This is a genomic window from Actinomadura montaniterrae (assembly GCF_008923365.1).
Lineage (GTDB): Bacteria > Actinomycetota > Actinomycetes > Streptosporangiales > Streptosporangiaceae > Spirillospora > Spirillospora montaniterrae.
The window spans coordinates 1-26,802 of the sequence record NZ_WBMR01000010.1; the positions used below are offsets into that span (position 1 = coordinate 1).

At 71.8% G+C, this 26,802-nt stretch carries 28 protein-coding genes; 13 read left to right on the forward strand and 15 right to left on the reverse strand.

All coding sequences use genetic code 11. The annotated features are described in order from the left end of the window. Nucleotides 1–195: 195 nt before the first annotated feature. The 5 genes from F9B16_RS05720 to F9B16_RS05740 form a co-directional block, all read right to left on the reverse strand. Nucleotides 196–810, reverse strand: coding sequence for a class I SAM-dependent methyltransferase (locus F9B16_RS05720; RefSeq protein ID WP_151538782.1), 615 nt, complete (start codon nt 808–810; stop codon nt 196–198). Nucleotides 811–821: 11 nt separating this feature from the next. Further along, nucleotides 822–1,211 (reverse strand): VOC family protein, encoded by a 390-nt coding sequence (locus F9B16_RS05725; protein ID WP_151538783.1) that lies wholly within the window; start codon nt 1,209–1,211, stop codon nt 822–824. 63 nt (nt 1,212–1,274) lie between these two features. After that, nucleotides 1,275–2,141, reverse strand: a complete 867-nt coding sequence (locus F9B16_RS05730) for an NAD(P)-dependent oxidoreductase (RefSeq protein ID WP_151538784.1) — start codon at nt 2,139–2,141, stop codon at nt 1,275–1,277. A gap of 149 nt (nt 2,142–2,290) precedes the next feature. Next, entirely contained in the window at nt 2,291–3,439 is a 1,149-nt protein-coding gene (locus F9B16_RS05735; protein ID WP_225991383.1) for a phosphotransferase enzyme family protein, read from the reverse strand. Nucleotides 3,440–3,575: 136 nt separating this feature from the next. After that, entirely contained in the window at nt 3,576–3,977 is a 402-nt protein-coding gene (locus F9B16_RS05740) for a nitroreductase family deazaflavin-dependent oxidoreductase (protein WP_151538785.1), read from the reverse strand. Nucleotides 3,978–4,137: 160 nt separating this feature from the next. Here F9B16_RS05740 and paaI point away from each other — a divergent pair, with 160 nt between their 5' ends. After that, complete coding sequence (gene paaI / locus F9B16_RS05745) at nt 4,138–4,569, forward strand: hydroxyphenylacetyl-CoA thioesterase PaaI (protein WP_151538914.1); 432 nt, start codon at nt 4,138–4,140, stop codon at nt 4,567–4,569. Nucleotides 4,570–4,576: 7 nt separating this feature from the next. Here paaI and F9B16_RS05750 read toward each other — a convergent pair whose 3' ends face one another. Then, nucleotides 4,577–5,443: a helix-turn-helix domain-containing protein gene (locus tag F9B16_RS05750; protein ID WP_151538916.1), complete on the reverse strand. Its 867-nt coding sequence runs from the start codon at nt 5,441–5,443 to the stop codon at nt 4,577–4,579. A gap of 600 nt (nt 5,444–6,043) precedes the next feature. Here F9B16_RS05750 and F9B16_RS05755 point away from each other — a divergent pair. Further along, nucleotides 6,044–6,439 (forward strand): PPOX class F420-dependent oxidoreductase, encoded by a 396-nt coding sequence (locus F9B16_RS05755; protein ID WP_151538786.1) that lies wholly within the window; start codon nt 6,044–6,046, stop codon nt 6,437–6,439. 135 nt (nt 6,440–6,574) lie between these two features. Beyond that, entirely contained in the window at nt 6,575–6,880 is a 306-nt protein-coding gene (locus F9B16_RS05760) for a hypothetical protein (RefSeq protein WP_151538787.1), read from the forward strand. 100 nt (nt 6,881–6,980) lie between these two features. Here the strand turns inward: F9B16_RS05760 and F9B16_RS05765 are convergent, their stop codons facing one another. The 3 genes from F9B16_RS05765 to F9B16_RS05780 are packed head-to-tail and all read right to left on the reverse strand — an operon-like array spanning nt 6,981 to nt 9,558. Beyond that, on the reverse strand, nt 6,981–7,760 hold the full coding sequence (locus tag F9B16_RS05765; RefSeq protein WP_151538788.1) for an ABC transporter permease: 780 nt from the start codon (nt 7,758–7,760) through the stop codon (nt 6,981–6,983). Then, complete coding sequence (locus F9B16_RS05770; RefSeq protein WP_151538789.1) at nt 7,760–8,536, reverse strand: ABC transporter permease; 777 nt, start codon at nt 8,534–8,536, stop codon at nt 7,760–7,762. The genes F9B16_RS05765 and F9B16_RS05770 overlap by 1 nt, the downstream gene beginning before the upstream one ends. Beyond that, complete coding sequence (locus F9B16_RS05780) at nt 8,533–9,558, reverse strand: ABC transporter ATP-binding protein (RefSeq protein ID WP_225991384.1); 1,026 nt, start codon at nt 9,556–9,558, stop codon at nt 8,533–8,535. Before F9B16_RS05780 ends, F9B16_RS05770 begins: the two co-directional genes overlap by 4 nt. Before the next feature lie 158 nt (nt 9,559–9,716). Here F9B16_RS05780 and F9B16_RS05785 point away from each other — a divergent pair, with 158 nt between their 5' ends. Both F9B16_RS05785 and F9B16_RS05790 read left to right on the forward strand, forming a co-directional pair. Further along, complete coding sequence (locus F9B16_RS05785; protein ID WP_449698223.1) at nt 9,717–10,904, forward strand: sensor histidine kinase; 1,188 nt, start codon at nt 9,717–9,719, stop codon at nt 10,902–10,904. Between the two features lie 7 nt (nt 10,905–10,911). Beyond that, a complete protein-coding gene (locus F9B16_RS05790) occupies nt 10,912–11,568 on the forward strand; it encodes a response regulator transcription factor (protein WP_225991386.1) in 657 nt (218 codons plus the stop codon). Between the two features lie 38 nt (nt 11,569–11,606). Here the strand turns inward: F9B16_RS05790 and F9B16_RS05795 are convergent, their stop codons facing one another. Next, nucleotides 11,607–12,515, reverse strand: a complete 909-nt coding sequence (locus tag F9B16_RS05795; RefSeq protein ID WP_151538790.1) for a TIGR03620 family F420-dependent LLM class oxidoreductase — start codon at nt 12,513–12,515, stop codon at nt 11,607–11,609. Nucleotides 12,516–12,609: 94 nt separating this feature from the next. On the opposite strand from F9B16_RS05795, the gene F9B16_RS05800 reads away from it, so the two are divergent. Both F9B16_RS05800 and F9B16_RS05805 read left to right on the forward strand, forming a co-directional pair. Beyond that, a complete protein-coding gene (locus F9B16_RS05800; RefSeq protein WP_225991387.1) occupies nt 12,610–13,605 on the forward strand; it encodes a TetR/AcrR family transcriptional regulator in 996 nt (331 codons plus the stop codon). A gap of 35 nt (nt 13,606–13,640) precedes the next feature. Further along, nucleotides 13,641–14,231 carry a DUF4291 domain-containing protein gene (locus tag F9B16_RS05805; protein WP_151538791.1) on the forward strand — a complete coding sequence of 197 codons (591 nt, stop codon included), beginning with the start codon at nt 13,641–13,643 and terminating at the stop codon, nt 14,229–14,231. A gap of 23 nt (nt 14,232–14,254) precedes the next feature. Here the strand turns inward: F9B16_RS05805 and F9B16_RS05810 are convergent, their stop codons facing one another. After that, on the reverse strand, nt 14,255–14,962 hold the full coding sequence (locus F9B16_RS05810; protein WP_151538792.1) for an alpha/beta fold hydrolase: 708 nt from the start codon (nt 14,960–14,962) through the stop codon (nt 14,255–14,257). A gap of 920 nt (nt 14,963–15,882) precedes the next feature. Here F9B16_RS05810 and F9B16_RS05815 point away from each other — a divergent pair. Beyond that, nucleotides 15,883–16,119 (forward strand): hypothetical protein, encoded by a 237-nt coding sequence (locus F9B16_RS05815; RefSeq protein ID WP_151538793.1) that lies wholly within the window; start codon nt 15,883–15,885, stop codon nt 16,117–16,119. A gap of 35 nt (nt 16,120–16,154) precedes the next feature. Here F9B16_RS05815 and F9B16_RS52430 read toward each other — a convergent pair whose 3' ends face one another. Continuing rightward, nucleotides 16,155–16,808 (reverse strand): nucleoside triphosphate pyrophosphohydrolase, encoded by a 654-nt coding sequence (locus F9B16_RS52430; protein ID WP_225991388.1) that lies wholly within the window; start codon nt 16,806–16,808, stop codon nt 16,155–16,157. A gap of 66 nt (nt 16,809–16,874) precedes the next feature. Continuing rightward, nucleotides 16,875–17,777: a hypothetical protein gene (locus F9B16_RS05830; RefSeq protein ID WP_151538794.1), complete on the reverse strand. Its 903-nt coding sequence runs from the start codon at nt 17,775–17,777 to the stop codon at nt 16,875–16,877. 145 nt (nt 17,778–17,922) lie between these two features. Between F9B16_RS05830 and F9B16_RS05835 the strand changes: the two genes are divergently transcribed. Further along, nucleotides 17,923–18,921, forward strand: a complete 999-nt coding sequence (locus F9B16_RS05835; protein WP_225991389.1) for an aldo/keto reductase — start codon at nt 17,923–17,925, stop codon at nt 18,919–18,921. Nucleotides 18,922–19,009: 88 nt separating this feature from the next. Further along, a complete protein-coding gene (locus F9B16_RS05840) occupies nt 19,010–19,897 on the forward strand; it encodes a serine/threonine-protein kinase (RefSeq protein WP_225991390.1) in 888 nt (295 codons plus the stop codon). Nucleotides 19,898–19,946: 49 nt separating this feature from the next. Here the strand turns inward: F9B16_RS05840 and F9B16_RS05845 are convergent, their stop codons facing one another. Next, a complete protein-coding gene (locus F9B16_RS05845) occupies nt 19,947–20,609 on the reverse strand; it encodes a thiaminase II/PqqC family protein (protein WP_151538795.1) in 663 nt (220 codons plus the stop codon). A 129-nt stretch (nt 20,610–20,738) separates the two neighbouring features. Between F9B16_RS05845 and F9B16_RS05850 the strand changes: the two genes are divergently transcribed. The 3 genes from F9B16_RS05850 to F9B16_RS05860 all read left to right on the forward strand — a co-directional run bounded on the left by F9B16_RS05850 (nt 20,739) and on the right by F9B16_RS05860 (nt 24,393). After that, complete coding sequence (locus F9B16_RS05850; protein WP_151538796.1) at nt 20,739–22,022, forward strand: citrate synthase; 1,284 nt, start codon at nt 20,739–20,741, stop codon at nt 22,020–22,022. Nucleotides 22,023–22,254: 232 nt separating this feature from the next. Further along, nucleotides 22,255–23,478 carry a cytochrome P450 gene (locus tag F9B16_RS05855; RefSeq protein ID WP_151538797.1) on the forward strand — a complete coding sequence of 408 codons (1,224 nt, stop codon included), beginning with the start codon at nt 22,255–22,257 and terminating at the stop codon, nt 23,476–23,478. Between the two features lie 129 nt (nt 23,479–23,607). After that, nucleotides 23,608–24,393 (forward strand): hypothetical protein, encoded by a 786-nt coding sequence (locus tag F9B16_RS05860; RefSeq protein WP_151538798.1) that lies wholly within the window; start codon nt 23,608–23,610, stop codon nt 24,391–24,393. Nucleotides 24,394–24,461: 68 nt separating this feature from the next. Here F9B16_RS05860 and F9B16_RS50685 read toward each other — a convergent pair whose 3' ends face one another. After that, nucleotides 24,462–25,682, reverse strand: a complete 1,221-nt coding sequence (locus F9B16_RS50685; protein WP_192808639.1) for a hypothetical protein — start codon at nt 25,680–25,682, stop codon at nt 24,462–24,464. Nucleotides 25,683–26,802: the final 1,120 nt, after the last annotated feature.

A 26,802-nucleotide genomic window follows, 5' to 3' on the forward strand; every position in this document is an offset into this window, starting at 1 on the left:
AGGTCGGCGCGCAGGGCGCGGGCCGTGCGCCGGTCGCCGGTCGCCATCGCGCGGCGCACGCCGGCGCGCAGCTCGGCGATGCGCGCCTCCAGCGCGTCGGGGGCCGGGACGCCGGGGGACCGGGGCATGCGGCAGACAGTACAGGAGCTTCCAGACAGTTCCAGCGTTTTCCAGTTTTCGTGGCGGTGGCCCGGGTCAGCGCGGCCGGTGCCAGACGAGGGAGTACCGCCACAGCAGATGCCGGCGGAACACCGCGCCCGGCAGCAGCCGCGGCGCCTCGTCCCGCACCTCGCCCCAGGTCATGTCGGGATCGGCGAGCGGTGCGCCCGGCTCGCCCGCGGCCTTGCGCTTGAGGACCCGGCTGTGGAGGAGATGCCCGGGCAAACCCGCGGCACCGTAGAGGAAGTCCTTCACGCCGGCGTTGTTCGCGAGGCCGATCACGACGAGCGCGCCGCCCGGCCGGACGGCGTCGCGCATCGCCGTCAGCCCGGCCGCGAAGTCCATGTGGTGGATCGCGGCGACGCAGCACACGAAGTCGTAGTGCCGCTCCGGCAGGTCGTACTCCAGCAGCCCCGCCTCGACGAAGTCGACGTTCCCGACGCCCTCGCTCAGCGTCTTCGCCTTGACGACCATCTCCGCCGACCGGTCGAGCCCGGTGACGTGCGCGGCGCGCGGCGCGAGACGGCGCGCGAGCAGCCCGTCCCCGCAGCCGACGTCGAGCGCCTCGCCGCAGCCGCGCGGCACGTTGCGCAGCACGACGCCGTGGTAGTGGGTGTTGTGGTTCCAGTACTCGGCGGGCGTCTCGGTCATCGCACCTTCGCTCAGGATCGCGGGTCGCGTCGCAGCGGATGCCCCTCCGGGACCTCCACGATGACGATCTTCACACCGTCCGGGTCCTCGATCCACATCTCCACCAGGCCCCACGGCTCCTCGCGCGGCTCGCGGACGACGCGCGCGCCCGCCGCCGCGAGCCGGTCGCGCTCGGCCCGGACGTCGCGGACCTGCAGCCAGATCATCGGGCACGGGCCGGCGCCGCCCGGCCCGTGCCCCGACACCTCCAGGAACCCCGGCCCGAGGAAGAACACGACGCCGGGCGAGTCGGGCGGCCCGAACTCGCGGTACACCGCCAGCCCCAGCACATCCCGGTAGAACCGCCGGCTGCGCTCGATGTCGGCCGGGCGCAGCAGGATGCGGCTGCTCAGTACCTCCATGCACCCATCCTCGCCCCGCTTCGCCCGCCGCCGCGCACCGCCACGCCCACGGGCCCGGACGGATCAGCCGCCGAAGCTCGCCCGGTAGGTCGCGGCCATGTCCTCGTCGCCGTGCCCCTGCTCGATCACGCGGCGGAACCGGTCGCCCGCGGCGTCGTTGACGTCGACGCGCACGCCCGCCGCCGCGGCCGCGTCGTGGATCAGCCGGGTGTTCTTCTCCGCGTTGCGGACGGCGAAGCTCGTCGCGTAGTCGTCGGCGAGCATCGCCTTCATCTTGATCTGCAGGTAGGCGTTGTCGAGCGGGCCGCCGGTGAGGACCTCGCCGAGCAGCGCCGGGTCGAGCCCGAGGCCCTTGGTCAGCGCGACGGACTCGGCGATGACGGAGGTGAGCGAGATGGCGTAGCTCACCGCGGCCAGCTTCAGCCGGGTGCCGGCGCCGCTCGCGCCGTCCTCGTCGAGCCAGAGCGTCCGGCTGCCGATCGCGCCGAACACCGGGTCCAGGACCGTCCGGGCGTCCTGCGGGCCGGCCGCGAGGACCATCAGCTTGCCCTGCTCGGCGGGCTGCCTCGTGCCCTGCACGGGGGAGTCCACGAAGGTGGCGCCGTGCTCGGCGGCGAACGCGGCGAGCCGCGGCACGTCGTCGACGCCGACCGTGCCCATCTGCGCCCAGATCCGCCCGTCCCGCAGTGCGGGCGCGGCGTCGGTCATCACGGCGAGCGCCGTGTCGCCGTCGTTCAGCATGGTCATGACGACGTCGGCGTCCTCGACGGCCTCGGCGGGGGAGCCCGCGACGGTCGCGCCGTCCGCGGCGAGCGGCTCGGCGCGTTCCCGGGTGCGGTTCCAGGCGGTGACCCCGTGGCCGTTCTTCAGCAGGTTCCGGGCCATCGCGGCGCCCATGATCCCGGTGCCGAGCATTGCGATCTGCGTCATCTCCGGCTCCTTTTGGACTGTTCGATACATAATGGTGCGGGACCAGCCTGGCATACGGCCGCGCGTCGCGCATCCCGGATGTCCTTCCCCGCCGGCGGCCGCTCATCGCGGCGCCGCGCGGTCCTTTCGCGCTGCGGCGGCGGAGGGCCTCAGCCGAAGGCGGGGCTGCCGTCCGGCACTTCGGCGAAGGCGTCGGTGTACGGCGCCGCGAACACGTCGAGCGTGCGCTCCAGCTGCGCCGACCACCAGGACACGAGCCCGGCCGCGCCCCGCTCGCCCGCGCCCTCCTCGCCCAGGTAGCGGTGCCGCAGCGGCGCGACGTCGCACAGCCGCTCCCACCACTCGCGGTGCACCGCCGACTGGATCTGCCCCGCGTCCAGCGGGAACGCCGCGCGGTGCCCCCGCACGAACGCCTGCACCCGGTCCAGGTCGAGCCCGCGCTCGTCCTCGCAGGCGAACAGCCGCGCCGCCGCCCGCACGACCTCGCCCGCTACCGGGCCCGTGGTCAGCGCGTCCCAGCCGAGCACCGCCGTTACGTTGCCCGCGCCCGCATAGCGCAGATGCTCCGCGTGGAACGCGCCGTGCAGGTGCCCGACCGTGCTGACCTCGATCTCCGGCGGCTGATGCCCGGCGAACTCGGCGAGCAGCGCGCGCCGCTCCCGCAGCCTCCGCTCGGTCAGCGCGTCGAAGTCGGTGCGGCCGCCGTCCGCGGGCAGGGCCTCCAGCATCGCGTCGACGGCCGCCGCCGCGTCCGCGGCGCGCGGCGTCGGCACGAGCAGGCTCTGCTGCACCGGCGGCGTGATCCGCTCCAGCTCGGCGTGCAGCCGGCCGAGGAGCTCCCCGAGTTCCTCGCACTGCCGGAAGGTCAGTTCGAGCCCGCCGCGCCTGCGCCCGGCGACCCACGGGTACAGCGCATAGGCGTGGCCGGCGGCGGTGACGAGCGTCCGTCCGGACTTGGCGGGCAGCGGCGCGAGAACGGGGAGCCCGGCCGCGTCGAGCGCGCCCGTCATCTCGTGCTGGACGAGGACGCGTCTCCGCTCCGGCGCGGCGTACTTCCTGAGGAAGAACGGGCCGCCGGACGTGCCGACCCGCCAGCACCTCCGGCCGGACGTGCCGTCGATGGCCTCGGGAGCCCGAACAGTGTCGAGCCCCCAGCGCTTCAGCAGCCGGGGCGGCGGACCCTCGCCCGCGCCGTTCTCACCTGCGGCGCCGTCACCGGCACCGGGCACGGCGGCGCTGCTCTTCTCAGCGGCGTGCTTCTCGGCGACGTGCTCATCAGCGCTGCTGGACGTCGGCACCTTCGCACCTCGGCGGCCTCGGACGGACGGCGGTCGAACGGATGTTCCCACCCGACGCTACACGCCCCGGCGTCCCGGCGAAAGGGAACCGGCCGGGCCCGGGCGGTTCGCGCCCGCGCCCGGCACGCCCCCGACCTCAGACCCGCTCGAGGACGACCACGGGGATCTCGCGGTCCGTCTTCTCCTGGTACTCATCGTAGGCGGGCCACGTCGCCGTCATCTTCTTCCAGAACGCGGGCTTCTCCTCCGCCGTCGCGGTACGCGCCCGCGCGGTGAACCGGTCGCCCTTCACCTGCACCTTCACCTCGGGATTCGCCTCCAGGTTCAGGTACCACTCCGGCGGCTCGTCCGCGCCGCCCTTGGACGCCACGACGAGATAGACGTCCCCTTCGGGCTGGTAGATGAGCGGCGTCGTGTACTCCTTGCCGCTGCGCCGTCCGGTCGTCGTGAGCAGCAGCGTGACGGTGCCCTGCCAGTCGTGTCCCTCCGCGCCGTCGGTCTCCTGGTAACGGGCGACGTGCTCCTTGCCGTACAGCATCGAGTCCTCCTCCATCCGGCTTCGGCCGTACCACGGCCACCTGTGTGAACTCCCGAACGCTGGATGACCTTCCCCGTCCCGGGGGCCCAAAGCCCCGACGCTCATTACGCTGGGGACGGTGAGCGACCCGGCGGAGCTGGCGCGGCGATGCGCCGAGACGATGTACGCGGACGACAAGGTCGCGCAGGACCTCGGCATGGAGATCGCCGGCATCGCGCCGGGACGCGCCGTCCTGCGCATGACGCTCACCCCGGCGATGGTGAACGGGCACGGGATCGCCCACGGCGGCTACCTGTTCCTGCTGGCCGACTCGGCGTTCGCCTACGCGTGCAACACCCACGGCGATGTGACGGTCGCCGCGTCCGCCGACGTCGTGTTCGTCGCGCCGGCCCGCGCCGGTGACGTGCTGGAGGCGACCGCCGTCGAACGCACCCGGTACGGGCGCAGCGGCGTGTACGACGTGACGGTCCGGCGGGTCCCGGACGGGGACGTCATCGCGGAGTTCCGCGGTGGAAGCCGCAGCCGGAGGGAGCGCGTCCTGGACGAGGCGGCGGAACCGCCCGGCGGTGCGTCGGCGGAGCCGTCCCGCTAGCGCGGGGTCAGAGTTCCTTCAGGATGCCGGTGAGCAGCCGGGCCGTGTCGTCGGGGCGCGCGGCGGTGATGCACAGGTTGTTCATCGCGCGCATGTAGGTGTCGACGTCGGTCGGCTTGTCCAGGTACAGCGCGCTGGTGAGCTGCTCCAGGTAGACGACGTCGGACAGGCCGGGCTCGGCGAACCGGAGGATGGTGAACGGGCCGCCGGCGGCGGCGTGCCCGCCCGCGCCGAACGGCACGATCTGCAGCGTGACGTTCGGCAGCTCCGACATCGCGATGAGGTGCTCGAGCTGCCGGCGCATGACGTCGCGGCCGCCGAGCGGGCGGCGCACCACCGCCTCGTCCAGCACGGCCCACAGGGTCGGGGCGCCGGGGGAGGTGAAGCGCCGCTGCCGGGTCGTGCGGAGCTGCACGCGCCGCTCGACCTCCTCGTCGGAGGCGTCGGAGTAGCCGAGCCGTACCACGGCGTGGGCGTAGTCCTCGGTCTGCAGCAGGCCCGGCACGAACTGCAGCTCATAGGTCCGCAGCAGCGACGCGGCCTCCTCCAGCCCGAGGTAGACCTCGAACCAGCTCGGCAGGACGTCCCCGTAGCGGTGCCACCAGCCGGGCGTGTTGGCCTCCTTGGCCAGCTGCAGCAACGGCGCCCGCTCGGCGGGGTCGTTCACCCCGTAGAGGGTGAGCAGGTCGGAGACGTCGCGCTCCTTGAACCCGACCCGCCCCAGCTCCATCCGGCTGATCTTGGAGTGCGAGCCGCGGATCTCGTAGCCCGCCTGCTCGGTGGAGATGCCGCGCTCCTCCCGCAGCCGCCGCAGCTGGGCGCCGAGCAGGATGCGCAGGACCGTGGGACCGCCGCGCCGCGGGTAGTCGATCAGTCTGCCGGACTGATCGCCCTCGGCCGGAGGCGTGGGGGCGGCTGAATCCTGGGGCAAGGGGTCACCAGCCAGTCGACGGGTCTGTTCTGGGGCGGCACGGCACCGCCCTATGTTAGAGGATCGAAGCACGTTTTTGGGAAGTATGAAAAAGCGCGTCTTCGGCAAAACGACCCATCCGTGTTAGAACGGCCGGGCTGGACGGTCCGTGCGCCGATCGGCGCGGGTGAGGATACTCCCGCCGGGCCCGTGGATCGAACCGGGGCGGTGTCCCGCGGGCCGGATCGGTGTTTTGGAGCGTGACCACGGGCCGTGACCAGTGCCGTCGGTCGCCGCACGGGTGCGGAACGTGGCGACGGGGTGACGATCTCGTTGACCGGGAGGTCATTTCCATAGCGGCGGAGTCACTGCCGGCCCATGAATTGCCTGGCGTTTCGCGGTCTTGTGCCCGCCAATCGGCACCGGCTTTCCGGGGCTCGTCGTATGACGTGCAAATGACGGCGGTCACATCGTTCGGTGAATATCGCCGGGACGGGAACAGACGGCGCGGCCTGCGGGTTGGCGACCAGCGAGCCAGGAAGCCAGCCCTACGAGGAGGACGTCATGAGCAAGCTGTCCGACGAGGCCAAGGAACTGCTGAACCGCCCGCTGCCCGGGTGGGCCACGACCGTCCGGCCGGACGGCTCGCTGCACAACACGGTGGTGTGGATCGGCCTCGACGGCGACGACGTCCTCATCAACACCGCCGCCGGGCGCGCCAAGGAGCGGCACCTCAGCAAGGACGCGCGCGTTTCGGTCAGCGTGCTCGACCCCGACGACCCGTTCCACTGGGTCAGCGTCTCCGGCGAGGCGAAGCTGGAGACGGAGGGCGCCGTGGAGGTCATCAACGGGCTCGCCAAGAAGTACACCGGCAACGACACCTATCCGGTCCAGGAGGGTGAGGTGCGCCTCACCGTCCGCATAACGCCTGATCAGGTCCTCTACAGCGCGGGCGGGTGACCAAGCTCTCGTCCCGTGCGGACGATCTCCCGGTCCCGGACGGCGTTCACTTGTAGGAAGGGCGCCGCACCGCGGTGACGCCCGTGGCGCCCTCGCACTTCCCGGAACATCACCGAGATCCATTCTGGGGGAACCATGAACGCGACCCTCGAGCGACCGGAGGTCCGGTTTCTCACCTCGGGCGAGGTCACGGAGGCCCAGCGCGCGGAGGCCGAACGTGCCGTCCGCGCGGCGCTGGACGGCACCGGGGCCGCGTCCGTGCAGGTCACGCTGAGCATCGTGGCCGACCCGGCGCTGCCCAGGCCGGCCCTCGCCAGGGCCGTCGCCGAGCTGGACGGGCAGCAGCTGCGCGCGCAGGCCGCCGCGCCGACGCTGGAGGAGGCCATCGGCCTGCTCCGGCACCGGCTCGCGGTCCGCGCGTCCTACCGGCGCGCGGGCTGACCAGCACCGACCCGCACTGACCCGAACCGACCCGCACTGACGGGCGGCGGCGTCCTCGATGGGCGCCGCCGCCCACCCGTTTCCGGACTTTCCGGCCGCCTCACGCGTCCCGTCGGGCGAGCGCCAGTCCGGCGAACGCGAGCGGGACGAGCGCGTAGGCCGGCAGGACGGCCGCCGCCGCGGGCGGTGACAGCAGGTCTCCGTAGATGGACTGCCGCGCGCTCAGGCCCGCGATCTCGGTCGGGAGCCCGGAGAGCATCACGGACCCGAGCCGCTCGTTCCACGGCCCCGGCAGGTGGTAGACCAGCAGCGGCACCACATGCCACAGCAGGACGACGGCGACGATCGCCCCGGCCGCCGACCTCAGCAGCACGCCGAGGGCCAGGCCGAGCAGCGCGAACACCGCCACCGCGACACCGGAGACCGCGAACCCCGGCAGGTCGTGCGCGATCGGCGCGCGCTGGTCGGGGAACGGCCGGCCGCCGACCGCGAGCCGGGCGCCGAGGAAGCACCCGATCGAGACCGCCTCGCCCACGGCCAGCCCGGTCAGCGCCACCACCACGGCCTTCGCCGCGAGGAACCGGGACCGGGACGGCACCGCGACCAGGCTCGTCCGCACCATCCCGGTCCGGTACTCCGACGCCGCCGCGAGCACGCCGAGTACCCCGAGGCACAGCTGGGCGACCCATCCGCCCAGCTCCTGCAGCGGCCGAAGCAGGAACCGTGTGCGCTGGGCGGCGTCGAGACCGTCCCACACGTGCGCCTGCTGGACGGCCAGCAGCACGACGAACACGGCGAACCCGGCCGCGACCGAAACGATCACGTGGGTCGAGCGGACCGACCGCAGCTTCCACCATTCGGCGGCGACGGCGTCGAGCATCACGCGTCCCGCCGTCCGAACACGCGGACGCCCACGCCCAACGCGACGAGCACGTACGCCGCCAAGAGCAGCGCAGAGACCGCCGGGGACAGGTCGTCACGGGTGGGCGAGGCGCCCGGCGGCGAGGCCATCTGCCCCGCGAGGCTCTCCGGCAGAACCGCCCAGACCCGCTCGCCCCACGGACCCGGCAGCAGGTTCGCGACGGGCGGCACCACGAACAGCACCGCCATCCCGGTCGTGATCGTCCCCGCGGTGGAGCGGAGCACGACGGCCAGGCCGGCCGTCATCAGCGTGATGGCCGCCGTCGTCACCGCCATGGCCAGCAGGTACGGGACGTGGTCGAGGAAGGAGGCGTCGAACCCGCGCATCGGACGACCGTTCGCGGCCGCCTCGCCCGCCACGACCCCGGCGGTCAGCCCCACCAGCGCGGCGACGAGCATCGCGGCTCCCGGCACCGCCGCCTTCGCGCAGAACAGCACGGGACGGCGCGGTATCGCGGCGAGGCTCGTCCGGATCATTCCCGACGCGTACTCCGACGTCATCGGCAAGGCCCCGAGCAGCACGGCGCAGACCGGCAGGGCGATCGCGAGCGGCTGCTCCGGCGGCGCCGACTCGAACGTCGCGCGCCTCGCCTGCGACAGTCCGTCCCAATAGTGCGCCGCGTACAACGACCACACGACGCAGAGGATCACGAACACCGCGACCGTGCCGAAGACCGCGAACGTCGAACGCACCGAACGCAGCTTCCACCACTCCGCCGCCAACGCGTCGATCACGACGCCACCGCCCCGAACTCGGCGCTGCCCGCCGTCAGCTCCATGTACGCCTCCTCCAGCGAGGCGCTCCGCGGCGTCACCTCGTACAGCGGGATGCCGTGCGCGGCGGCCCGTTCACCGATCTCCGCCGCGTCGAGCCCCGTCACCGACAGGGCACCGCTCGGCGCGCCCTCGCCCGTGCCGTTCGCCGCGCCCTCGCCCGTGCCGTTCGGCGCGCCCTCGCCCGTGCCGCTCGGCGCGCCCTCGCCCGTGCCGCTCGGCGCGTCCTCGGCCGTGCCGCTTCGCGCGGGCTCGACCGTGCCGCCCGCCGCCACCAGCACCGCGGCCAGGTCCTCTGGGCGCGGCGACCGGACCAGCACCCCGCGCGCGAACCGGTCCGCCAGCTCCCGCACCGAGGTGTCCGCGATCAACCGGCCCCGCCCGATGACGACGAGCCGGTCCGCCGTCAGCTCCATCTCGCTCATCAGATGACTCGACACCAGCACCGTCCGGCCCTCGGCGGCCAGCGCCCGCATCAACCGCCGGACCCACCGCACCCCGTCCGGGTCCAGCCCGTTCACCGGCTCGTCGAACATCAGCACGCCCGGATCGCCGAGCAGCGCCGCCGCGATCCCCAGCCGCTGCCGCATCCCGAGCGAGAACCCGCCCACCCGCTTGCGCGCGACGCCCGCCAGGCCGACCTGCTCCAGCACCTCCGCCACCCGCCGCGTCCCGATCCCGTTGCTGCGCGCCAGCCAGCCGAGGTGGTCGAACGCACGGCGGCCGCCGTGCACCGCGCCCGCGTCCAGCAGCGCCCCCACCTCGTGCATCGGCCGCCGCAACGCCGCGTACGGGCCGCCGTTCACCAGCGCCGCGCCCGACGACGGCGCGTCCAGCCCCAGCAGCACGCGCATCGTCGTCGACTTCCCGGCGCCGTTCGGGCCGAGGAACCCGGTCACCGTCCCCGGGCGCACCCGGAACGACAGGGCGTCCACGGCGACGGTCCCGCCGTAGCGCTTGGTCAGCTCCCTCACTTCGATCATGCGGCCAACGCTCCCGCCCGACACCGTCCCCGCACATCGGAACCCGGTCGGGACCCGCCGGTCCGACCGTGCTCCGAGACGACGCCGCCGCATCGGACCCAGGTCTGACGTCCGCCGGCACGACGCGCCGCGCCGCGGTGTCCGGCTACCGTCGTGACGTGCACGAATCCGAGCCGGCCTCCCCGCACGCCCGGCCCCCCGGCCACGAGCCACCGCGTCACGATCAGCCCGGCCCCTGGCGGAACCGCCTCCGGCGGCCGATCCGCTTGGACGCTGCGGTCGCAGTCCTCTACACGCTGTTCTTACTGGTGTTCTCCGGTGGCCACGAGACGCCGGCGCTGCTCGCCGTGCCCGTCGCCGCGGCCATGGCGCTGCCGCTCGCAGTACGGCGGCTATGGCCCGTGCCCGTCTTCGGCGGGGTCCTCGCCGCGTCGACCCTGGCTCTGATTCTCGACCTGCCATGGGACTTCTACGCCGCCGCCGCGTACGCGCTCTACCCGGTCGCGCTGCAACTGCCCCGCGCGCGCTTCGTCCCCACGCGGGCGATCGGCGTGCTGAGCGCGATCGTCATCCTCGGCGGCGCCCTCGTCGGGCCGAAGAACTGGCAGGCCGAACAGCTCGGCCGCGTGCTGCTGGGCGTAGCCGTCCTCGGCGCGTCCTGGGCGCTCGGCCGCGCCGTCCGCGACCGCCGTGCGTACACCGCCCAGGCCGCCCGCCGCCTCGCCGAGACCGCCGTCGGCGAGGAACGCCTCCGCATCGCCCGCGAACTGCACGACATCGTCGCGCACAGCATGAGCCTCATCGCCGTCAAGGCCGGCGTGGCCGTCCACGTCGCCGAGGCCCGCCCGGAGGAGGCCCTCGATGCCCTGCGCGTCATCGAGTCCACCAGCCGCGGCACGCTCGGCGAGATGCGCCACCTCCTCGGCGTCCTGCGCGCCGACGAGCCAGGCCTCGCCCCCTCGCCCGGCCTCGGATCCCTGTCCGGCCTGGCCGAGCGCGCCGCCATGGCCGGCGTCCACGTCGACCTCGACGTCCGCGCGGACGACCTGCCCGAGAGCGTCGCGCTCGCCGCCTACCGGATCGTCCAGGAAGCCGTCACCAACGTCGTCAAGCACGCCGCGCCCGCCCGCTGCCGCGTCCTGGTCGAGGCCGTCGGCGGGCGCGTCCGGATCGAGGTGGACGACGACGGGCCCGGCGTCCGCGTCCTCCCCGGCGTCCACGGCGTCCCCGGCCACGGACTCATCGGGATGCGCGAACGCGTCATGATGTACGGCGGCGACTTCACCGCCGGTCCCCGCCCGGAGGGCGGCTTCGCCGTCGCCGCCGCCTTCCCCTACGAGGCCTAGGAGCACGTTGGAACTGCGCGTCCTCGTCGCCGACGACCAGGCCCTGGTACGCGGCAGCTTCCGCGTCCTGATCGACACCGCGCCGGGGCTCCACGCCGTCGGCGAGGCCGGCACCGGCGCGGAGGCCGTCGAGCTCGCCGAGCGGGAGCGGCCCGACGTCGTCCTCATGGACGTCCGGATGCCGGAGATGGACGGCATCGAGGCGACCCGGCGCATCTGCCGCGACCTGCCGGACGTCCGGGTCCTCATCCTCACGACGTTCGACCTGGACTCCTACGTCTACGCGGCGCTGCGGGCCGGTGCCAGCGGCTTCCTGCTCAAGGACACCCCGCCCGCCGACCTGCTGTCGGCGGTCCGCGTGGTCGCGTCCGGCGAGTCGCTGCTCGCCCCGACGGTGACCCGCCGGCTGATCGCCGAGTTCGTCCGCCGGCCCGCCCCCGCGGAGCCGCCGCCCGACGGACTCGACGCCCTGACCGACCGCGAGCGCGAGGTCCTCGCCCTCATCGCCCGCGGCCTCTCCAACGCCGAACTCGCCGAGCACCTGCACCTCAGCCCCGCCACGGTGAAGACCCACATCGGCCGCCTCCTAGCCAAGCTCCAGGCCCGCGACCGGGCCCAGCTGGTGATCGCCGCCTACGAGACCGGCCTGGTCCGCCCCCGCTGACGTCTCACCGGCGCTCCGCCCGGACGCGGGCCGCGGGGTCAGTCGTTCAACAGGTACGGGGCCAGCCGCTCGAACTGGTCGGCGGACGAGGCGAGGTCGGGCTGGAACACCGACACGCACACGTGGTCGGCCCCCGCGTCCAGATAGGCCTCGACGCCCTTGGCCACCGCGGCTTCGTCGCCCCGGACGAAACAGGCGTCGATGAGCTCGTCGGAGCCTCCGTCGGCGAGGTCCGCGTCCGAGAAGCCCAGCTTCTTGAGCGCCCCGATGTAGGGCGAACCGGGAATCGAGAAGGCCCCGGCCTGGCGGGCGATGGCCCGCGCCTTCCCGGGATCGGTCTCGAGGATCACGGGCTGCAGTGCGATCAGCAGCTTGTCCGGGCCGAGCAGTTCCCGCGCCCGGCGGGTGTGCTCGACGGGCATCATCGCGGGGAGCATCCCGTCGGCGCGTTCGCCGGCCAGGGCCTGCATCTTCGGACCCAGCGCCGCGAGCAGCCGCGGGAACGGCACCTCCGGCTTCGGCGCCGCCTCCACGGCGGCGTCCATCGCTTCGAGGTACCCGCGCATGCGGGCGAGCGGGCTGCTCCACGTCTGGCCGCTCTGCTCGACGATCGCGCCCATGCTGACGCCGACGCCGAGCGCGAACCGTCCCGGGTAGGCGTCGGCCAGCACCGACGCGGCCCCCTGCATCGCGGCCGGATGCCGCGCCCACAGGTTCGCGATCGCCGACCCGAGCACGATCCGCTCGGTGGCCGCGAGCATCACCCCGAGCTGCGTGAACACCTCCCGGCCGCCGATCGCCTCGTTCACCCAGATCGATCCGTATCCGGCGTCCTCCACCCGGCGGGCGGCCCGCCGCCACTCCTCCGCCGGTGCGAGGGGCGTCATCAGGCCCACCCCGATCCGCCCCAGCCGCCGCCTCGCCTCGACCACCGCGTCCTCGCCCATCGCCGTCTCCTCCGGACCTACAATCGGAACCATCGACCCGGTTGAGACATTACCGGAACGCTCGCCCCGTTTGTCAAAGGAAGGGAAGTCGTTCGTGCCCGAGGAACCGCCCCGCCGCACCGAGGCCGCGCCGGGCCCGCGCCGCCGCGCCGAGCCACGGCCGCGCCGCCGCACCGACGCCCAGCCGCGCCGCACCGACGCGGAACCGCAGCGCCGCAGTGACGCAGGATCGCGCCGCAGCAGTGAGGCGGAGTCGCGCCGCGGTGCCGAGACAAGGGCGCGCGGCGGTGTCGAGACAAGGGCGCGCGGCGGTGTCGAGACGGGGGCGCGCCGTGGTGTCGAGACGGGGGCGCGCCGCGGTCAGGAGGCGGAGCCGCGGCGTGCGGACGCGCGGCGGAACCGGAGCCGGATCCTCCAGGCCGCGCTGGAGGCGTTCGCCGCCGAGGGGCGGCTGGTCCCGCTCGACGACATCGCCCGCCGCGCCGGCGTCGGCGCCGGGACGGTCTACCGCAATTTCCCGACCAAGGAGGCGCTGTTCACCGCTGTCATCACCGACCGGTTCGAGAGCATCATCGAGGAGGCGAGGTCGCTGGCCGGTGCGGACGACCCCGGGGAGCGGTTCTACGGCTTCCTGATGTGGGTCGTCGAGCGGGCGATGTTCAACCACGCCATCTGCGAGGCGCTGGCGCTGGAGGAGGGGATCAAGGCGTTCGCCGCCGGCGTCGAGGAGGAGTTCAACGAGGCCCTCGATGCGCTGCTCCGGCGGGCCCAGGCGGCCGGCGACGTGCGCGCGGACGTCGACCTGCGGGACGTGCGGGCCCTGATGGCCGGATGCGTCGTCACCGAACGGTTGCGGCGCGCCGACGGGCCGCCCGGCCGCATGACCGCACTGGCCTGCGACGCGCTCCGCCCCTCTGCCGTAACGAAAGTCCGTGACGAAAGCCCGCCGCCGTCACGTAACGAAAGCAGGTGCGAGGTCTGCGGGACGCCGCTGGCGGCGGCACGCACCGGCCGCCCGGCGCGATTCTGCGGCGCCGCGTGCCGGCAGAAGGCCCACCGCCGCAGGTCCGCGGCCACGAAATCCGGTTGAACCCGCCGGGCGCCCTGCGGCACCGTGGCGGCACCATGCGCACACGTGAGATCCGCGCCCTCCATGACCGTGACTCGATCACCGTCTACCAGGCTTACGGCCCGGAGATCGGTCTCCCGGCGGCGCGGCACGGCACTTTCGTCCCTCCGTTCTCCCGCACCCGCATGACCTGGATCAAGCCGTCGTTCCTGTGGCTGATGGCGCGCAGCAACTGGGCGCGCAAGCCCGGGCAGGAGACGGTTCTGGCCGTCAGGATCACCCGCGCGGGCTGGGAGGAGGCCTTGGCGCAGGCCGTCCCGACCGACCCGGACCGCCGCGTCTTCCGCAGCTCCGACGAATGGCGCCGCCGTTTCGCACGGGCGACGGTCCACGTCCAATGGGACCCCGAGCGGTCGCTGAACGGCCGCAAGCTGGAGACGCGCAGCATTCAGGTGGGGCTGAGCCGCCACATCGTGGACCGCTACGTCGATGACTGGATCCTCGGCATTGACGACCAAACACCGCTGGTCCGCAGGATCCATGGGCTGCTCCAGGCGGGCCGGACCGCTCAGGCCAAGGCCTTACTGCCCAAGGAACGCCTCTACCCGCTGCCTCCCGCTCTCGCCCGCGGCATCGGCGCCGATTAGCCGCTGTCCCTGCGTGGCCCGTGTCACGAAACGTTCGGCCCGATGTGCCGGATCCGGTACGCCTCCAGCCGGTCCGCGAGCTCCTTGGGGCGGCTGAGCGCGACGAGATGCCCGCCCGGCATGTCGTCGACCGGGATGTTCAGGCGCTCGCGAACGACCCGGCGCTGGAACGGCAGGGGGAACAGCCGGTCGTCCCTGCCCTGGAGGAAGACGGTCGGCGTGTCCGGCCACTTCTCCAGAGGCCAGGGCTCCTCCAAGGCCCTGTCCGACTGCGAGTCCTCGCCTCGCGCGAACGCCTCGGCGGTCACCTCCGGTGCGACATCGTGGAAGAAGCAGTCCTCGGGATCGAACTCCGCGGGCAATTCCCGCCCCTCCCGGGCCGCCTGTTCGGCCATGGCCTGGGCCTGCCCGGTGTTGGCCCACCAGGCGCCCCCGGTCTCGCCGGGTACGGGGACCATCGCGTTGAGCAGGACGAGCAGCGCCACCGGCACGCGGGTGCACACGAGCGGCGCGCTGAGCCCGCCCATCGACTGCGCCACCAGGATGACCTCGGTGCGGTCGCCGATCGCCTCGACGATGGTGTCCGCGTACTCCGTGAGCCCGGCCGATTCGTCGGCGGCCGGCAGGTCCACGGCGATGACCTCATGCCCCCGGGCCTCCAGCTCGGGAACGAGGAGATGCCAGAACCAGGCGCTTCCGCCCGCCCCAGGCACAAGAACGTACGTTGACATGCTCGCGCTCCTCTTCTCGCTGCCGCCGTGGCCGACGCTACAGGCGGGCACTGATAGAACAGCCGCTCCACGATCACCCCCCACGCACCGTGCCCCCGCACAGCCCGACGGCACAGCCCCCGCCGCCGCTCCACACGTAGCGCCTCACATCCCCTGCTCCGCGCACGGTGCCCTCACACCCTGCCTCTGCTACGCCGCCCCACGCGCGCCCATCACGCGCGCCCATCACGCGCGCCCATCACGCGCGCCCATCACGCGCGCCCATCACGCGCGCCCATCACGCGCGCCCATCACGCGCGCCCATCACGCGCGCCCATCACGCGCGCCCATCACGCGCGCCCATCACGCGCGCCCATCACGCGCGCTCACCACGCCCGCCCATCACACCCGCCCATCACGCCCGCTTGCCACGCGCACCCACAAGGAACTGTGCACGCCCACGCCTCCATAGCACGGCTCCATGGGCACCGCTCCCCAGGCACGGTCCCACGCACCGTGCACCCGCGCGGCCCGACGGCGCGGGCCGACGGCACGGTGGTCGGGCGCCGCTCCATGCGCAGCGCCGCACATGCGCTGCCCGTACATCCCCGCTCCACGCACGCGGGCCCATGCTCACCCACCACGTGCGGCCCACAGTGCGGCCTCGCGGGCGTCGCTCCGGACGCAGGGCCTCGCATGGTCTGTTTCGCGGGCGCCGCCCTTTGTGAACCGCCCCATGCAAGCGCACGCTGTACCGCTCCATGGGCATGGTCCTGCGGGCGCCGCTCCGCATGGAGCGCCGCACGTGCGCTGCCCGTGTGCGCTGACCTGCGAGCCGGCCTTGCGGGTATCGGATGGTGGCTTGCTTGGGGTGGGGGATGTCGGGTCGGACGGCTTGGTGGGCTTTGCTCGAACACTTGTTCGGGCTAGGGTCTGGTCTCGTGCTGATCGATGAACCCGTCTCCGCGGAGACCACCCCGGTGGGCCATCCTTCTCAGATCACCGGTGCGCGCGGGTGCTTCCGGGTGCGCCGGGTCCTGGAGCAGTGGCAGGAACCCGGCGAGGCCCGTTTCTACCGGCTCCAGGTCACGACGCCGGACGGCCCGGCGATCGCGGAGGTGGTCGGGCCGGCCGCGGGAGCCGCCGGCCCGTGGACGCTTCGCCGGATCTGGCCCTGACGCCAGGCCACTCCGCTGACCGCAGCCGCCAGCGCCTACGGGTGTAGCCGCAGGACGATGCGCTCTGAGAAACCCCCTCGGGCGGTGTGCTTGGCGGATCGGCTCGCCTCCAGGTCGGCGGGCGTCAGGCCGTGGAGCGCTGCGAGCGCGTGGACGACCTCCAGTACATCGGCGAGTTCGGCGGGGTCTCCGCTCTCCATGTACTCGCCGGCCTCCTCGTAGAGCTTCGCGCGCAGCAGCGACGTGTACTCGCCGCGCTCCGCGACCCGGGTCTCGGGCCGCCGGCCGGTGCTCAGGATGAGGTCGGGGATCCGGTCGCGGACCAGTTTCTCGGTGCGCCCACCACCTTCCTTGGTGCGATGTTCGGTCACGCCGTTCCGGCGGTCCAGCGACTGGATCCATTTCACGGCCACGGCCGCCGTCTGCACCAGTTCGTTCCGCAGCGGCGCCGGGGCGGTCTCGGCCAGCGCCTCGTAGAACTCCTCGGCGAGCACGTGCCGCCACGTCAGCTCGCCGCGCGTCCAGGCGCCGGCGCAGTCGTCCTTGGCCTTGTCGGCTTCACCGGCGAACGCTGGTCCGGTGCCGTCGGGAAACTCCTGGACGCCCCACATCCGATCCTGGGCGGCGCGTTCGTCGGCGATGTCGGCGAGGACCTTCTCCAAGGACCCCGGCTCCTGTTCGTTCCGCATGGCGACCGACGCTAACCGGCGTGCCGCAGCTGTGCAGGTGACCCGTAGGTGACGGCACTGGGCCGCTCAGTCCGGGTCGGCGTCGTCGGGTTCGCAGCTCAGGTAATGGTGCAGGACGGGCGGCAGTTCGTCCCAGAGCCACTCGTTGAGAGAGCCGGGGAAGTCCTCCGGTGCCTGGATCGAGAGGCGGCGGGGCCCGGTCTGGACGAGTTTCACGGGGACGGGCCCGTCGTCCCACACCTGCTCCCGGCTGCCCCAGAACGCCGAGAAGTCGGCGCTCGTCAGCATGAGTTCCGAATGCAGGACATGCTCGCCCCGGTGCCTTCCGAGAGGCAGCAGCCGTTGCGCCGCGGTCCGGACGATGTTCAGTGCGGCGAGGTCATGGGGGCAGGCCACTCCTGTGATCTCCAGTTCGGGGAGGCCGAAGCGACGCAGGCCCCGGGTGGTGATGCCCACGCAGGAGCAGCCGTCGATCTCGTCCTCGTCGGCCGTGCACCGGCCCGCGTTCCGGTAGGGCGGGAGCGTGGCGCCCGTCCAGTCGTCCGCGAGGACGAAGGTCTCCGGGCGCGGTACGGGGAGCGGGTGTACGACCCGGTTCATGTCGAGGTCGACGGGGACGCCGCCGAGCGATCCGGCGAGCGCCTCGGCCGTGGCGCGGGTGATGTGCGGGCCGGCCGGGAGATCGGCGACCGGCAGTACCGAGGTCACTCCGACGTGCCAGTCGCTGCGCCTGACCCGTTCGGCGTCGTCCGGGTCTGTGCTCGTCACCGACCGGAGGTCCCAGGGCGACACCTCGGCCTTGTGTGCGGCGACCATGAGGGCCGGCGTGCCGAGCCGCTGGAACATCGCGGCGCCGAGCCGGCCCGGCAGCCCCTGCCGGAGGGCGGTGGCGACGTCGTCGGGAGTCCGGTCGGCCGCGACGACGAACCGGGTGGTGGTCTCCTCGGGAACGGTGATGGTGATCGGCAAAGGGAGCCTCCTTCGGGCCCTTGCGGGTTCGCGTGACGTCGTCAAGCCTCGGGGAGACGCGGCAGAAAGGAGACCTGAACGCGGTTCTGTGGATAAGGCCCGCCATTTGCCGTTGAAAAATGGAGAAATGTCCGTTGGTCGGTTCGTGGAAGCGATCGATCACCACCCGCGCCGCGGGTCACGTCCGGCATGGGAGGCTGAAAACATGAATGCGACAGGACGGCTGGGGATCGGCCTAGCAGCAGTGGGGCGCCCCGCCTATATCAACGTGGGCAGGACGGAAGAGCTGCCCGAAGAACGCAGCGTCGAGCAGATGCGCGACGCGACCTGGAGTCTTCTGGACGGTGCCTACGCGGCAGGGATCCGGTGGGTCGACACCGCGCGGTCGTACGGACGAGCTGAAGAGTTCCTAGGGGAATGGCTCTCCGCGCGTATGCCGCGCGGTTTGACCGTCTCCAGCAAGTGGGGCTACACGTACGTCGGAGACTGGCGCCTCGATGCTCCAGCGCACGAGGTCAAGGAGCACAGCCTCGACCGCTACCGCGCCCAGTACACGGAGACGCGCGCGCTGCTCGGCGATCGCCTCTCGGTCTATCAGGTCCATTCGCTCACGGAGGACAGCCCGCTCTTCGAAGACGTCGGGCTTCAGAAAGCCCTGGCCGAAGCGACCGCCCAGGGTGTTCGAGTCGGCTTCTCCACGTCGGGGCCTGGACAGGCCGGCACCATCCGCCGTGCCATGCGCCTCGAGGTTTCCGGCCGGCGGCTTTTTAGCACCGTGCAATCGACGTGGAATCTCCTCGAGACGTCCGCTGAGGCGGCCCTCGAAGAGACCCATGCGGCCGGTCTCCACGTCCTGCTCAAGGAAGTGCTCGCGAACGGCCGTCTCGCCGTACGGCCTCCGCGCGCGCTGGCCGCCATGGCGTCCGACAAAGGCACCAGCGCCGACGCTCTGGCCTTGGCGGCCGCGCTGAGCCGGCCTTGGGCGGACACGGTCTTGATCGGAGCCGTCACCCCGGGCCAGATGGAGGCGAACCTGGCGGCGACGCACCTGTCCCTGAACGAGCGGGAGTCGGACACACTGGCCGGCCTCGGCGTCGCGCCCGAGCTCTACTGGCGGGAACGGAGCGAGCTCCGCTGGACCTGACCGGCCGGAGCGGAGGGCCGCCCGTGGCACGATGAAGCCGCGCCCACCATGATCGGATTCCGTGCCCATGCAGCCTGAAGCCCCCCGGATGATCGGCCCCTACCGTGTGGTCGCACGGCTCGGTTCCGGCGGGATGGGCGAGGTGTTCCTCGGCGCTTCACCGAGCCGGCGGCTGGTCGCCGTGAAGGTCATCAGGGACGAGCTGCTGGACGATCCGCGCTGGCGGGCGAGGTTCCGCCGCGAGGTCGTCTCCGCCCAGGCGGTCAGCGGCTTCTACACCGCGGCCGTCGTCGACGCGGACCCCGACGCGGAACGCCCGTGGCTAGCGACGCAGTACATCCGCGGCGTGAGCCTGGCCAAGGTCGTCCGGGAGAAGGGACCGCTGCCCGAGCAGGCGGCGTGCAGGCTGGGGGCGGGCCTAGGGGAGGCACTCATCGCCATCCACCGCGCAGGGATCGTCCACCGGGACCTGAAGCCTTCGAACGTCCTGCTGGCATCGGACGGCCCGCGCGTCATCGACTTCGGCATCGCGCGGCCACTCGACGCGCTGCCGCTCGCCCGTTCGGAGATCCTGGGTACGCCCGCCTACATGTCGCCCGAGCAGGCACTCGGCGAGCCCGTCACTCCCAAGAGCGACGTGTTCTCGCTCGGTGCCACGCTCGTCTACGCGACGACCGGGTCCGCGCCGTTCGGCACGGGCCACAAGGTGCGCGGACGCATCGTCTATGGACGTCCCGACCTCGACCGTCTGCCGGACCCTATGCGGGGCCTCGTGACACGCTGCCTCGTCAAGGATCCAGAGGAACGGCCTTCACCGGAGCAGGTCCTCACCGCGCTCTCCACGCTTCTCGACGCGGTCTATGGGGAGGACGAGTTCACCGACGAGATAGGGGACCTCATCGACGTTCAGGAACCCACCTTGATCGAGGTGGACGGAGAGCAGCCCACCTTGCTCGAGCCGCCTGAGCACGTATGAGGCATAGGCCTCCGTGCGAGAACGACGCGCCGTCCGTCCAGAAGTCGGGTCAGGGCAGGTCGTCGGCCAGTGCGTCCCAGAAGGCGTTCTCGTACGCGTGCAGGAGGCGGGCCGCGCGGGACGCCTCCACGGGATCGTCGCCGGAGGCCAGGCCCGCGGCGATGACGGCGAGAGCCTCTTCCTCGAATCCTGGCGGCGACTCGGCGAAGAAGGAGAAGAACCCGACGGTCTCCTCGTCGAATCCGTAGCGTTCGCGAAGCGCCGTGGCGGTACGGGCGCAGTAGGCGCCCCACTCCTCCAGATTGGCCAGCATGGCCAAGGCGACCTCGGTGGAGGTGCCGAACGCCGCACGTTGCGCGAGGTAAGCCGGGTAAGCCTGCGCGAGCGGGAGGGGCTCGTACGCGCTGAGATTCTTCTCACTTTCGCCGAGGGCCGCTGCGAAGCGGCCGAGCAATGCCAGCGCCTCCGCCTCACCCTGCGCCAGCCTCAGGAACAAGCCGCCCGCCGGCGGCGCCGGGAAACGTGCCGCCAGCAGCGCGAAACTGCGCTGGTCGCTACTGACGATCCGATGTTCCTCGGCTGCCAGCCGGACCAGGCGTTCCCGGGGTACCTCGCCCGCTTCGAGCAGGCCCAGGAAGCGGTTGCCGTCCGCCTTCGCCGCGACGTCCGCGCGCGCTCGGGCGACCAGTTCCGCGGCACTGTTGTCGGTCATGTACTCAGCGCAACATCCGCACGGCCCCGGCGTCAACGAGACGGCCGCCGATCAGGCCATGTGATCACCTCGATACGATGAAGACCGGAACGTCTACGCAGGTGTGGACGGAGTTGGGAGCGAGCGCATATGTCGGATTTCGAACTCAACCACGCGGGCGGCCGGATGCCCCTCGAGGTCACTGAGTCGACCGAGGGACCTTCGGGACTGCGGGTGGGGAGCCTCCTGAAGGAGACGGGGCACGTCACACTCGACCCCGGTTTCACCAACACCGCGTCCACCACATCGGCGATCACCTATATCGACGGTGAGGCGGGCATCCTCCGCTACCGGGGTTATCCCATTGAGGAGCTGGCGGAGAAATCGTCCTTCCTCGAGGTGGCCTACCTGCTGATCTACGGTGAGCTGCCGACGACCGCCCAGCTGGACGAGTTCACCGACAGCGTCCGCAACCACACGCTGCTCGACGAGAAGTTCCGGGCCTTCTTCTCCGCGTTCCCGCGCCGCGCGCACCCGATGGCGGTCCTGTCGTCGGCGGTCAGCGCGCTGTCGACCTTCTACCAGGACAGCCTCGACCCGTTCGACCCCGAGCAGGTCGACCAGTCCAGCATCCGGCTCATCGCCAAGCTGCCCACCATCGCGGCCTACGCGTACAAGACCTCCAACGGGCAGCCGCTGCTCTACCCCGACAACTCGCTGGGGTACGTGGAGAACTTCCTCCGCATGACGTTCGGGCTGCCCACGCAGCCCTACGAGATCGACCCCGAGATCGTGCGGGTGCTGGACATGCTCTTCGTCCTGCACGCCGACCACGAGCAGAACTGCTCCACCTCCACGGTGCGGCTGGTGGGCTCCAGCCAGGCCAACCTGTTCTCGTCCGTGTCCGCGGGCGTCGACGCCCTGTTCGGACCTCTCCACGGCGGCGCGAACCAGGCCGTACTGGAGATGCTGGAGCGCATCCACCAGAACGGCGACAACATCGAGTCGTTCGTGGAGCGGGTCAAGAAGAAGGAGCCCGGCGTCAAGCTCATGGGCTTCGGGCACCGCGTGTACCGCAACTACGACCCGCGCGCCGCGGTCGTGAAGAAGGCCACCGGCAAGGTGCTGGAGGCGCTCGGCAAGTCCGACCCGCTCCTCGACCTGGCCATGCGCCTGGAGGAGGTCGCGCTCAGCGACGACTACTTCGTCGAGCGGAAGCTCTACCCGAACGTGGACTTCTACACCGGCGTCATCTACAAGGCGATGGGCTTCCCCACGAACGCCTTCACCGTGCTGTTCGCGCTCGGCCGGCTCCCCGGCTGGATCGCGCAGTGGCGCGAGATGATGAACGACACCACCACCAAGATCGGCCGCCCGCGGCAGGTGTACGTGGGGCCGGGCGAGCGCCACTACGTGGAGCCGTCCGCGCGCTGACCGGCCTCGGCCACATCTCCGGTCCACGAGGGGAGCCTCGGCACCCTCTTGACGGCCGGCATCGCCCCAGCGACGACTGAGTGGGCAGCGGGCGGGCTCACGGCCCGCCCGCGCGCGCTTGCGATACACGTCCCTGTCCCTCCGAGGCACAGGGCGCTCGACTGATCGCATTCCGGGGGCCCTCCGCGTTAGCCTGTGGACGGCGATTCCCCGGCGGAAGGCGGCCCGGTCGATGCCCTCCCTTGTCGAGACGCGACTGTCCAGCCTGGACTTCTGGGCGACGTCCCAGGCCGAACGCGACGAGGTGTTCGCCGGGCTGAGATCCGCTCAGGATCCCGTCTACTGCCCCCTGCAGGACGAACCCGGCTTCTACGCCCTGACCCGCTACGAGCAGGTCGCCGAGGCGAGCCGCCGTCCCGAGGTGTTCAGCTCGCAGCCCACGGCGGTCAGTCTCGTGGACCCGTCGCCGGCGATCGCCGAGTACTCCGGCTCCATGATCAGCATGGACGACCCCCGGCACGCGCGGCTCCGGCGGATCGTCTCCCGCTCGTTCACCCCGCGCATGGTCGAGCGGTTCGCGGGGGACGTCACCGTCCTCGCCCGCCGGATCGTCGACGAACTCGCCGAACGCGGCCCGTGCGACTTCGTCGAGCACGTCGCCATGCCGATGCCCCTGCGGATCATCTGCTCGATGATGGGCATCCCGGACTCGGAGTACGACGGGGTCATCGACGCCACGAACATGATCCTGGGAATCGGCGATCCCGACTACGTCGGCCCGGCCGGCGAGGACCGCATCGCGATGCTGCGCGACAAGTTCGCGCACCTCCACGAGCTCATGGGGGATCTGGGGCGGCTGCGCGGCAAGGAGCCAGCGGACGATCTCGTCACGGCGCTCACGCACGCGAACGTCGACGGAGAGTCGCTCACGACCGTCGAGCTGGCCCGCTTCTTCACTCTGCTGGTCGTCGCGGGGAACGAGACGACCCGCAACGCCCTGTCCCACGCGCTCGACCTCCTCACGCGGCATCCCGATCAGCAGGCGTTGCTTGTCGGTGACATCGAGGGCCGCCTCCCCGGTGCGGTGGAGGAGGTCGTTCGCTACGCGACACCGGTGACGTGGATGCGGCGCACGCTCTCGCAGGACTATGAGCTGTGCGGGTACACGTACAAGGCCGGCGACAGGGTGGTCCTCTACTACAACTCGGCCAACCGTGACGAGGCCATGTTCCAGGACCCGCACGCGTTCGACATCACGCGCTCGCCTAATCCCCACGTCGGCTTCGGTGCGCCGGGGCCGCATTTCTGCCTCGGCGCGCATCTCGCCCGCCGCGAGGTCACGGTCCTGCTGCGGGAGCTCTATACACGCCTTCCCGATCTGCACGCAACGTCGGCTCCGGTCCGGCAGCGTACGAGCTTCATCAACGGGATCAAGTCTCTTCCCTGCGCCTTCTGAAGGGCGCAAAATAGGACATTAGTCGCGACTTTCTTGGGCTTGTCCACAGAATGGCGTTCCACTATCGCGGCGCGCCGCCATGCACGAGGCTGTTCCGCGTCACATCCCGGTACACGGAAAGGCGCGACCATGCCCGTACAGACCACGAGCGCAGACCTCGGACCGAACCAGCTCGCCGCCCGGCTCCGACTGACCCGGTGGCAGCTGCGCCTCGGCCGGGAGCACGGCCTGCTCCCCGAACCCGACCTCGACGGCGAACGCTGGTCGGCCCGGCTCGTCGACGAATGCGCGGACCGGCGCGACCAGGTGGTCGCCCGGTTCGGAGAGGAACCTCCGGTCGGCGCGATCCGCGCGGCGGCCCGGCTCGCCGTGCGCACGGGCCTCGACGTCGAGCGCCGCGACGTCGAAGTGCTGGTGGCCCAGGAGGACCTCGAGGTCGTCAGCACCTTCCGCGGACACCCGCTCTACCTCCTGCGAGACCTCGACGCCCTCGACTCCAGTGCGGTCCGGGACGTCGTCTCCGCCCGGAAGGGGCCGCTGTTCGACAGCGTCGACGCCGGCGGGGCGGTGACGATCCTCGACTGGCCCCGCAAGACCTTCGATCGCGTCGCCGGTGAGCGCGCCCTGGGGACCGACCGGTTCGGACGCTACGCGCTCGCTGACATCCACGCCCTGGCCGCGGACGAGGAACTCGCACAGGAGGTTCGCGAGGAGAAGCTCCGGAGGGCACTGGCGAAGGCGAGACGGGCCGAGACCGACATCGAGGACGTCGTGCGCGGCTGGATGCTGCGCTGCACCGCCTATCTCGACCGTGACGCAGACCAGCCTCCGGACCCCGCCCTCCTCGGCCGCGCGATCCGCAACCTGGTGGGGACCAGGGCCGAGAGCGCCAGATACGAGCGGGAGACCCTGTGAAGGGCGTTCACGACCCGCGATGGCGGCGAGAGACCGCTGCGCCTTCTAACCGGCGGCGGCGGACGTGCTCACGTCCGCCGCGAGTTGTAACGCCGCCCGGGTGGGCGCCTCCGGTCCTTGGCCTGGCGGGCGATGGCGGCGTGGAGCCGGTCGCGGGCCTCGGTCCGGGACATCGCAGGGAGGCGCTGGGGGAGATGGGCCGCCAGTGTGGCGGGAGCGTCGACCAGGCCGTCGTCGTCCACGACGGCCTGGACACCCGGCCACGGCCCGAGGAGGACCGCGGACAGACCGCCCGGGTGGCGGTCGAGGAGCGCGGTGATCCGGCCGGCCTCCTCCGCGCAGTCGGCGACCAGCAGAAGGCGCCGGGCCGCGGGCGTCCCGGCGTTCCGCCGGATCGCGAGTTCCGTCTCCAGGTAGGCCAGGGCGGCATCGAGGTTGCCCGGGATGAACAGCCCCGCTGCGTTCTCGTCGAGCAGTTCGTCCTCGGCCAGCCCGAAGAGGCGGCCCGCATCGGGCCGTGGGAGCACGACCAGGGAACTGTCACCGTGCTCATCGAGCGCGGAGAGGGCGAGCACCCGCGCGCTGTCCGCCGCCCCGCTTCCCGCGAGCGCCAGCGCCGGCACGGCGAACGGGTCGAGGGACGGACGGTAGGTGAACGGGACGGGCCGCGAGTCAGGGCCGCCGGTGGACGCGCTGAGCACCGGCATCCCCGCGGTCGCCGCAGCGAGGATCCGGTGCCGGAACGGATAGCAGATCGCGGCGGCCGCCGGGAGGAGGAGGCCGAGCAGAAGGACCGGTTGCACCGGACGGATCTGCGGCTCGTCGTCGGCCTGCTCACGCAGACGCACCGGGGCCTGACTGGTGTCCTCACCCCCGGCGGTCACCGTCGGAACCGGCGTCGGCACGGGAGCTTGGGGAACGCCGTCCGGGGCCTGCAGCGCGGGGCGGGGACTCGGGTGGTCGATAGCTTTCGGCGGCGCGGGTCGCCGGCGTCCGCTCCTCGGGCCCTTCTCGAACGGGCCCCGCCTGCGAGCGGCGTCTCCGGGGCCCGCCGCCCTCCTCCGCGAGCCGTCGAACATCGCCAGCCACGCCTCCCTGCACAGCTGCGCGGTGTACCAGTCGCGGTCGAGGACGTTCCGGCAGGGGACCGGCGCCGATCTTCGCGGGTCCGGCTGCGGCCCGGACGCGGCATCGGCGGGCGCCGCGCTGAAGGAGATCACGCCCGCCGCCGCGGTGCAGCCGAGCAGTCCGCAGGTGCAGCGGACGATTTCGCCGAATATGTCTGTCATCCTGGGATCTGCCAGGAAACGGGTCATCTTCGCCCCGGGGGATCGCGTTGGTCACCGTCAGAATGCCGATCGTAGTCAATTTGGCTACGGAGCGTTGACCATTGCTCGCACTCGACTCACCGATCGTCCGGTCACCACACCAGCGAAATGTGCTGCACATCCATAATCGTCCGGATATAACCAGCGTCATCGGGCGTCCCGAGCGCAGCCACACTTGACCAACGCGAAGGTTCACGCATGCGAACCGGAAAGTAAGGTTCCCCGACCCCGCCCCAAGACATTAACCTCAAAAACCCTAGAACCCGGGTACATCCGTCTAAAGCTGCAAAGGTCATAGAAGCAAACAAGACCGAACAACGCTGACGTTCCGCCCTGGCCTCCGTGCCAATCCCGGTGGCGCGTCGCGAAGCATCCACCTGACCAGCGATTCCCCTCCAACCACCTGCAGCCAAACCCCAGTCGGCCAGCATCCTGCTGGGCCTCAGCATCCTGCAGGCGTGTGCCGCGAACACAACACATGGCGTCGCATCCGACCGGCGCTTCACAAACCCACCACCTCGAGCCTGCATCACGGACGCCCCAACCTCGTGAGCAAGCGCGGGACACAAACGCGGCGAGCATCCACCACGTGCGCTCTACGCAATGGACGCGCGGGCCCACCGCCCTGCGCCGAGGGCGGGCACTAAAGGCGCCCCGCGCCCCAGAGCCACGAGTGAGCGCCAAAGGCGGATCGCGCCGTGAGTGGCACTAGGCGTGTTATCCGCCGCAGGCGCCCTGCGCCGACATGTTGGCCCTGCGCCGATTGCCGGCCCTGCGCCGACATGCCTTACGCGGGCGCCCGGGCTGGACGTGCGGGAGGTGCGGCGCGCGGTCGCGACGCTGTCGAGCGTGGTGGGGGTGCGGCCGACGGTGGCGGAGTTGCGGCAGGCGGTGCGGGCGACAGGGCTTTCGGTCAGATGTGCCCTATTGGCGCGTTTGTCAGACATGGAGCCCGGTATGCCTTGCGCCATGCGTCCGCAGCATGCGCCTTAGTAGCGCATGCGTCGGCGCACCTGCGCCGAAAGAACCCCGAGGGGATTGGGTTGCCGTGTGTCGTGAGCGCCATGCGCGGCGCGGGTCG

What these genes read in the sequence shown, in the direction of transcription:
- F9B16_RS05850 (WP_151538796.1), top strand. Translation starts at nt 20,739, where the DNA reads ATGTCGGATTTCGAACTCAACCACGCGGGCGGCCGGATGCCCCTCGAG.
- F9B16_RS05740 (WP_151538785.1), bottom strand. Translation starts at nt 3,977, where the DNA reads ATGCTGTACGGCAAGGAGCACGTCGCCCGTTACCAGGAGACCGACGGC.
- F9B16_RS05860 (WP_151538798.1), top strand. Translation starts at nt 23,608, where the DNA reads ATGCCCGTACAGACCACGAGCGCAGACCTCGGACCGAACCAGCTCGCC.
- F9B16_RS05795 (WP_151538790.1), bottom strand. Translation starts at nt 12,515, where the DNA reads ATGGGCGAGGACGCGGTGGTCGAGGCGAGGCGGCGGCTGGGGCGGATC.
- F9B16_RS05810 (WP_151538792.1), bottom strand. Translation starts at nt 14,962, where the DNA reads ATGTCAACGTACGTTCTTGTGCCTGGGGCGGGCGGAAGCGCCTGGTTC.
- F9B16_RS05845 (WP_151538795.1), bottom strand. Translation starts at nt 20,609, where the DNA reads ATGACCGACAACAGTGCCGCGGAACTGGTCGCCCGAGCGCGCGCGGAC.
- F9B16_RS05720 (WP_151538782.1), bottom strand. Translation starts at nt 810, where the DNA reads ATGACCGAGACGCCCGCCGAGTACTGGAACCACAACACCCACTACCAC.
- F9B16_RS05760 (WP_151538787.1), top strand. Translation starts at nt 6,575, where the DNA reads ATGAACGCGACCCTCGAGCGACCGGAGGTCCGGTTTCTCACCTCGGGC.
- F9B16_RS05855 (WP_151538797.1), top strand. Translation starts at nt 22,255, where the DNA reads ATGCCCTCCCTTGTCGAGACGCGACTGTCCAGCCTGGACTTCTGGGCG.
- F9B16_RS52430 (WP_225991388.1), bottom strand. Translation starts at nt 16,808, where the DNA reads ATGCGGAACGAACAGGAGCCGGGGTCCTTGGAGAAGGTCCTCGCCGAC.
- F9B16_RS05765 (WP_151538788.1), bottom strand. Translation starts at nt 7,760, where the DNA reads ATGCTCGACGCCGTCGCCGCCGAATGGTGGAAGCTGCGGTCGGTCCGC.
- F9B16_RS50685 (WP_192808639.1), bottom strand. Translation starts at nt 25,682, where the DNA reads ATGACAGACATATTCGGCGAAATCGTCCGCTGCACCTGCGGACTGCTC.
- F9B16_RS05805 (WP_151538791.1), top strand. Translation starts at nt 13,641, where the DNA reads ATGCGCACACGTGAGATCCGCGCCCTCCATGACCGTGACTCGATCACC.
- F9B16_RS05755 (WP_151538786.1), top strand. Translation starts at nt 6,044, where the DNA reads ATGAGCAAGCTGTCCGACGAGGCCAAGGAACTGCTGAACCGCCCGCTG.
- paaI (WP_151538914.1), top strand. Translation starts at nt 4,138, where the DNA reads ATGTACGCGGACGACAAGGTCGCGCAGGACCTCGGCATGGAGATCGCC.
- F9B16_RS05725 (WP_151538783.1), bottom strand. Translation starts at nt 1,211, where the DNA reads ATGGAGGTACTGAGCAGCCGCATCCTGCTGCGCCCGGCCGACATCGAG.
- F9B16_RS05840 (WP_225991390.1), top strand. Translation starts at nt 19,010, where the DNA reads ATGATCGGCCCCTACCGTGTGGTCGCACGGCTCGGTTCCGGCGGGATG.
- F9B16_RS05730 (WP_151538784.1), bottom strand. Translation starts at nt 2,141, where the DNA reads ATGACGCAGATCGCAATGCTCGGCACCGGGATCATGGGCGCCGCGATG.
- F9B16_RS05780 (WP_225991384.1), bottom strand. Translation starts at nt 9,558, where the DNA reads ATGATCGAAGTGAGGGAGCTGACCAAGCGCTACGGCGGGACCGTCGCC.